This is a genomic window from Metasolibacillus meyeri, assembly GCF_003049505.1.
In the GTDB taxonomy this organism is placed as follows: Bacteria; Bacillota; Bacilli; order Bacillales_A; family Planococcaceae; genus Metasolibacillus; species Metasolibacillus meyeri.
On sequence record NZ_PYWN01000132.1, the window covers coordinates 1 to 6,161 of the forward strand.

5 protein-coding genes are annotated in these 6,161 nt (G+C 39.7%); 1 reads left to right on the forward strand and 4 read right to left on the reverse strand.

The genetic code is table 11. The annotated features are described in order from the left end of the window. Positions 1 to 125: 125 nt before the first annotated feature. Both C9J34_RS17145 and C9J34_RS17150 read right to left on the reverse strand, forming a co-directional pair. On the reverse strand, positions 126 to 839 hold the full coding sequence (locus tag C9J34_RS17145) for a pseudouridine synthase (RefSeq protein ID WP_107841402.1): 714 nt from the start codon (positions 837 to 839) through the stop codon (positions 126 to 128). 12 nt (positions 840 to 851) lie between these two features. Next, a complete protein-coding gene (locus C9J34_RS17150) occupies positions 852 to 2,465 on the reverse strand; it encodes a putative polysaccharide biosynthesis protein (protein ID WP_107841403.1) in 1,614 nt (537 codons plus the stop codon). Between the two features lie 365 nt (positions 2,466 to 2,830). On the opposite strand from C9J34_RS17150, the gene C9J34_RS17155 reads away from it, so the two are divergent. Next, positions 2,831 to 4,084: a BaiN/RdsA family NAD(P)/FAD-dependent oxidoreductase gene (locus C9J34_RS17155; protein WP_107841404.1), complete on the forward strand. Its 1,254-nt coding sequence runs from the start codon at positions 2,831 to 2,833 to the stop codon at positions 4,082 to 4,084. A 192-nt stretch (positions 4,085 to 4,276) separates the two neighbouring features. Here C9J34_RS17155 and C9J34_RS17160 read toward each other — a convergent pair whose 3' ends face one another. Both C9J34_RS17160 and C9J34_RS17165 read right to left on the reverse strand, forming a co-directional pair. Continuing rightward, a complete protein-coding gene (locus C9J34_RS17160; RefSeq protein WP_107841405.1) occupies positions 4,277 to 5,497 on the reverse strand; it encodes a hypothetical protein in 1,221 nt (406 codons plus the stop codon). Continuing rightward, positions 5,457 to 6,005, reverse strand: a complete 549-nt coding sequence (locus tag C9J34_RS17165) for a sigma-70 family RNA polymerase sigma factor (RefSeq protein WP_107841406.1) — start codon at positions 6,003 to 6,005, stop codon at positions 5,457 to 5,459. The genes C9J34_RS17160 and C9J34_RS17165 overlap by 41 nt, the downstream gene beginning before the upstream one ends. Positions 6,006 to 6,161: the final 156 nt, after the last annotated feature.

Below are 6,161 nucleotides of genomic sequence, written 5' to 3' on the forward strand. Positions count from 1 at the left end.
TAGCTAAAAGCTTTTTAGAACCCCCCGCATAGCAGGGGGTTTTCATTTCCACAAAAAAGTAACAATAAGAAATAAGTTTTTCTTATCGTTACTCGCATTTATTGTATTTTTCTTTTTAAAAATGATTATTTATTACTAATTAATAGATCTAATTCCTCAATTGTAACTTCCCGATATTCCCCTAGTGCTAAATTTTCATCCAATCTAAGTGTGCCCATTGATAAACGTTTTAAATATGTGACTTTTTTCCCGACAGCTTCAAACATTCGCTTCACTTGATGAAATTTGCCTTCTTGGATTGTCAATTCGATTTCTGACTCTATATCTGACTTTAAAATAACTAACTGTCCAGGCTTTGTTTCATAGCCATCGTCTAGTGTGACACCTGCTGCAAATGCCTTCACATCTGCAGCTGTCACTTGCCCATCAATTTTAGCATAATACGTTTTCGGCACATGCTTTTTTGGTGATAATAAATTGTGCGCAAGCTGCCCATCATTTGTAATCAGCAACAAGCCCTCAGTATCTTTATCTAAACGCCCAACTGGAAACGGCTTAAAATGTTGGGCGAATGAATCTAACAAGTCGATTACCGTTTTATCATAATCATCCTCAGTCGCTGAAATAACCCCTGGTGGCTTATTCATCATTAAGTAAATAAATTCGATATAATGGACTTGCTCCCCAAAAATCGCGACATGCTGCGTTTCTGAGTCTACCTTCATTGCCGCATCTTTGACAACGACACCATCAATCGTTACAGCTTTTTGCTTCAATAATTGCTTTACTTCCTTGCGAGAGCCATAGCCCATATTCGCTAATAATTTATCTAAACGCATAACTCCTCCGCCTTAATCCATGCCTAGTTTATTGGCAATCTTCTTTGCTCTCGCGCCTAATAGCTTTTGCGCTAAGCCTAAACGCAATGATAAGTAACCATACACGCCTGCACCTGCTGCTGCACAAATTAACACATATACTAATGCAAGCCATTTACTATCAGCTGGTGCAATCCACTGTAAAATGAAATATACAATTGACACAACAACCGTCATCACAAGCGTTAAAATACAAATTAATAAGATGCGACGCATGGCCACTTTTGCATTGTACTGCAATGTTCTATGAATAACAGCAATATTAATTGCACAAGTAGCTGCATAACCAATCATCGTCGCTAAAATTGCTCCATCCACTTCCAGCCATTTGATAAGCGGAATATTCAAGACCAGCTTCACTAAAATTCCTGTAAGCAAGCTGAAAATAATCCATTTTTGATAATTAATTCCTTGTAACAAAGAAGCTGTCACAGAAAATATAGCAAATAAAATCGCCGCTGGTGCGTAATGCATTAATACCGTTGCACCATTTTCACTTTGTTCATATAAAACATGATACAGTGATGGCGCTAAAATCATAATACCGACAACAGCAGGAATTGTAACAAATAGCAAAACTTGATACATTTTATCCATCGTACTACGCAATGTTTGCAGATGACCAAGTGTAAAATATTTTGTAATTGTCGGGATTAAAGCCATTGATAAACCTGTTGCGAGCATGACAGGGATAATAACGATTTTATGCGTCAATAAATTAAGCATTAAAAAGTATGTATCTGTTAGCTTTGCATCAACACCTTTTGTAAGCATCGCGCCGTTAAATGTTAACATATCAACAAGCTGGAACAATGGATTTGCAATTCCAACAAAAATAATCGGAATCGAATATGTGAAAATTTCCTTGTAAATTTCAGTATATGATACTTGATGACTTGTAACGGAATTTTCCTGTAGTGCTTGAAACTCCGGCTTGAGCTTTTTCCAATAATGATACAAAACGAACAAGCCACCGAGCGCGCCAATAAACGCTGCAAATACGGCGAATTTAATTGCTGTTTCCGGCAGTCCATCAAATAGGACAATAACGACAAACGAGCCGCCTAATAGGACAACAATACGCGCAATTTGCTCAATTAGCTGTGAAACGGATGTCGGCATATAATGACCATAGCCTTGAAAATAACCACGAATTAAGCTCATTAACGGCACAACAAGCAGTGCATAACTCACCCAACGGATGACGGAAGCAATTTGCTCCACGCTATATAACTGTTCCTCATCTTTAATCACCATGTTGGCAAGCGGTGTTGCAAGTAAATTTAATACAATAAATGACAATAAGCCTGTCAATAGCATAACGAGTGTACCCGATTTCATCAAACGTACACCTGTCCTGTAGTCACCGAGCGCATTGTATTTGGAAACAAATTTTGAAACTGCGAGCGGCAACCCAGAAATTGCAATTGATAACATAATCGTATAAGGTATGTATGCGTATTGATAAAGCGCCATATTCTCTTCTCCAACAATCGCATAAAACGGAAATAAGTAAATAAGACCTAAAAGCTTTGATAAAAATAACCCGATTGTTAAAATCGCAGTTCCCTTCATTAATGATGACATATTATTCTTCCTATCTTTTCTCAATCTAAAATTAGCCTACCTGTAAGTTTACATCTATGAGCCCATTAACTCAAACAAATTGTGTATAATAAGAAAGAAAAAACAATTGCACAATAAAGTGAAAACTACCAATCAGTTTTTGTATAGGTCACCCCCGACTTCAATGTCTCTGTTTCACCTACTATTTTGAAGAGGGATTCCTATATCTGTACCTGACGCATTGCTTTCGGTACAAAAAACATCTGTACCTGGCGCGTTGTCGCTTTCGCACAGAAAACATTTGCTTTCGGTACAAAAACATTGGCACTTCGTTTTCGATACAACAGTAATTGCCTGTTAAGACAGGAGAAAGTGAGCACAGAACTATGTTTGACATTATCGTAATAGGTGGTGGCCCATCAGGATTAATGGCTGCCATCGCCGCTGCGGAGCAAAACAAAAAAGTATTATTAATCGAAAAAGGTGGCAAGCTTGGCAAGAAATTAGCGATTTCAGGTGGTGGTCGTTGCAATGTAACGAACCGCTTACCAGCTGAGGAAATTATTCGCCATATTCCTGGTAATGGCCGTTTTTTATATAGTCCTTTTACGGTTTATAATAATGAGGATATTATCGCCTTTTTTGAAGGCTTAGGTGTAGCGCTAAAGGAAGAAGATCACGGGCGTATGTTCCCAGTATCCGACCGCGCACAGGACGTTGTAGACGCGCTTGAACAAGAGCTTAAAAAGCTCCATGTTGAAGTGCGACTCCATACAACCGTGCAAAAATTATTAGTTGATGAGGAGCGTGTTTTTGGTGTGCGCCTACAAGACGGCTCTGAAATACGTGCAAAGACTGTAATTGTTGCAGTTGGTGGCAAAGCTGTGCCACAAACAGGCTCGACAGGTGATGGCTACCCATGGGCTGAGCGTGCTGGCCATACGGTAACAGAGCTCTATCCAACAGAAGTGCCTGTGTTATCGAAGGAAGCATTTATCACCTCACGTGAGCTACAAGGCTTAGCACTACGCGATGTTGCTGTCTCCGTATTAAATGCAAAAGGCAAGCCGCTCGTGACACATACGATGGACATGCTCTTTACACATTTTGGTTTGAGCGGCCCAGCAATTTTACGCTGTAGCCAATTTATCGTCAAGGAGCGTAAAAAAAATGGCGGCGCTCCCGTCCAAGTACGCATCCAGTCGCTACCTGCCTACAATGAGGAAGGCTGTTATCAAATGTTGATGCAAACGATTAAAGCTGAGCCGAAAAAGGCTGTCAAAAATTTATGGAAATCCCTTGTCCCAGAGCGCTGGCTATTATTTTTATTAGCGCGAGCTGACATTGATAGTACACTAACAGGCATAGAACTTTCTCAAGAAAAAATTCGTGCACTGGCTCACGAGCTTGTCGCTTTCACAATGGATGTGCACGGCACGCAGCCTCTTGAAAAAGCCTTTGTAACAGGTGGCGGTGTTTCCGTCAAGGAAATTGAGCCAAAAACGATGGCATCCAAGAAAAGGCACGGGCTTTATTTCTGTGGTGAAATTTTAGATATTCACGGCTACACAGGCGGCTACAATATTACGTCAGCCCTTGTCACAGGACGCATCGCCGGGATGAGCGCGGGTAGCTTGTAATAGGAAAAACTGCGGAGTTCAGCCTTCTCCGCAGTTTTTTAGTTTGGTTGAGCGAATTTAGGTGTTTAATGAGCGAATTTTGCTGTTCATTGAGCGAATTCAGCCATTCATTGAGCGATTTCCCATTTCGGTTGAGCGAATCAGCACTTTTGAACTAGAAGGGCCATTATATTTTTAAAGTGAAATTCCGTTTTAATTAAGCATTTCCTCTTCATTCAATAAATTTCCTTGTTTATCATAGTAATGAAAGGTGAAATCTACATCTTCTCCTTGCATGCTAACAGGTGTAGCTAAATAATGAATGCCTGTTTTATTTGATGGGATATTCAAAAATACGCTTTCTTTTGCCGTATCATTTTCAATCTCAATACGCCCAATGTTATGATTGGCTGGTAACGCGAAAATATTGCCTACAGCGTCTCCTTCATACACCGCTGATGAGCGTGCTGTTAAAATGTCATCTCGCCCCCAAATGGTGCGCTCCTGTAAATAGCCTCGTCTTTCCTTTACATAAATAAAATTCGAGAAAATATAGATATTATCTCCAACGTCGACTAATACAGCTAACTGCTCACCAAATTTTTCTATATCAACAATTTTCGCTGCTGATACGTCCGTCCATTCACCCATAAATTCCTTATAAGAAGCGAGAGATTGCTCCAATAGCTCCTCTTTACTTGTCACAACTTGTATAACTGGCGGTCTTACAAAGCTGTACAACATCACAAGCACAACGATGCCTTGAAACACTGCAAACACAGGATTTCTTTTTTTTCGCCAAAGACTGTAAAGAAAATAAACAATCGCACTATACAAAATGAGATTTCCGATAATCCTCCAAAAATCCATATAAAAGACTTCCATATTCGGCAGTCGCTTTTCTCCTAGCTTCAAGATATTCCATACACCATATGCTTTTTCAAGCTTCTCCACCAAAACTGGAGCTTGTACTGTTAATTGCTCAAATGTCGCCACTTCTGGAAACTCCACCTGTATGCTTGGATTACCTACGATAAATGCCATATGCTCAAGCAATTGTGTGAGCACACGCCCCTCTTCCTGTTCAAGAAGCGCCTGTTGTAATGCCCAATCACTTGTTGCTAAATATTGAACTCTCGCCTGCTCATCAAATTCGCTCATCACAACGTTTGAAAATGCCCCCCACCTCTCCATATAAGCTTGCTCCATCGATACTCTATCATTATAGCTGGATATTTCCGTCATATTAGGCGAGGCTTGTACAAGGAAAAATAGCAATAGCATTACACAGCAAGTTGTCAGCATCGTAAGTGAAAGCGGCAAAAATGTTCCCTGTTTCCGTTGTGCCTTTTCAAGCGTTTCTAATTTTTTCATATCCGAAAATATCCCTGCTTTATAAGTGTCCTTCATTGCCTTTTGAATGGGGTCTTTCATCTAATTCTCCCTCCTCTAATGCTTGACCTAACATATGCCGTGCTCTTCTTAATCGCGTTTTCACCGTATTGATTGGAACGCCTAAAACATCGCTGCTTTCCTCTAATGAAAATTCGGCAAAATGAAATAGGACGATGACGTCTTTATATTTTGTAGGTAAATTTTCAATCGTATCAACAAGCTGTTGTTGCTCATCTTTATGTAGCATTTCTAACTCAGGTGTGTGCGTTGTTTTCAGCCATTTTTGAAAAATCTCTGATACAATGATTTTTTTATGTTTCCAGCTCATCAAATAATCATGTGTCACATTGATTGCGATTCGGTATAAATACGTTTTCACAGATGCATCATGACGAAATTTAGATAAGGAGCGATAATAGCGGATAAACGTTTCCTGCGCTAAATCCTCCGCGGTTTGCCAATTGCGTACATATGTATAAATCAACTGAACTAAATAATCTCCGTAAGCATTCATCGCTTGTCGCAATAGCTCGTCATGCTCCTTCACAAACTCACCTCCCTAAAACAATTTTTAGTTAGACTGGTACTAGCACATAAAAGTTTCAAATTTTCGCTAAAATGAAATTTTAACAGGCGTGTTGATTAGCCCTTATTTTACAGAGAATACCTAAGAATTCGTTGATTTCCGTTGCGGGTGGACGCT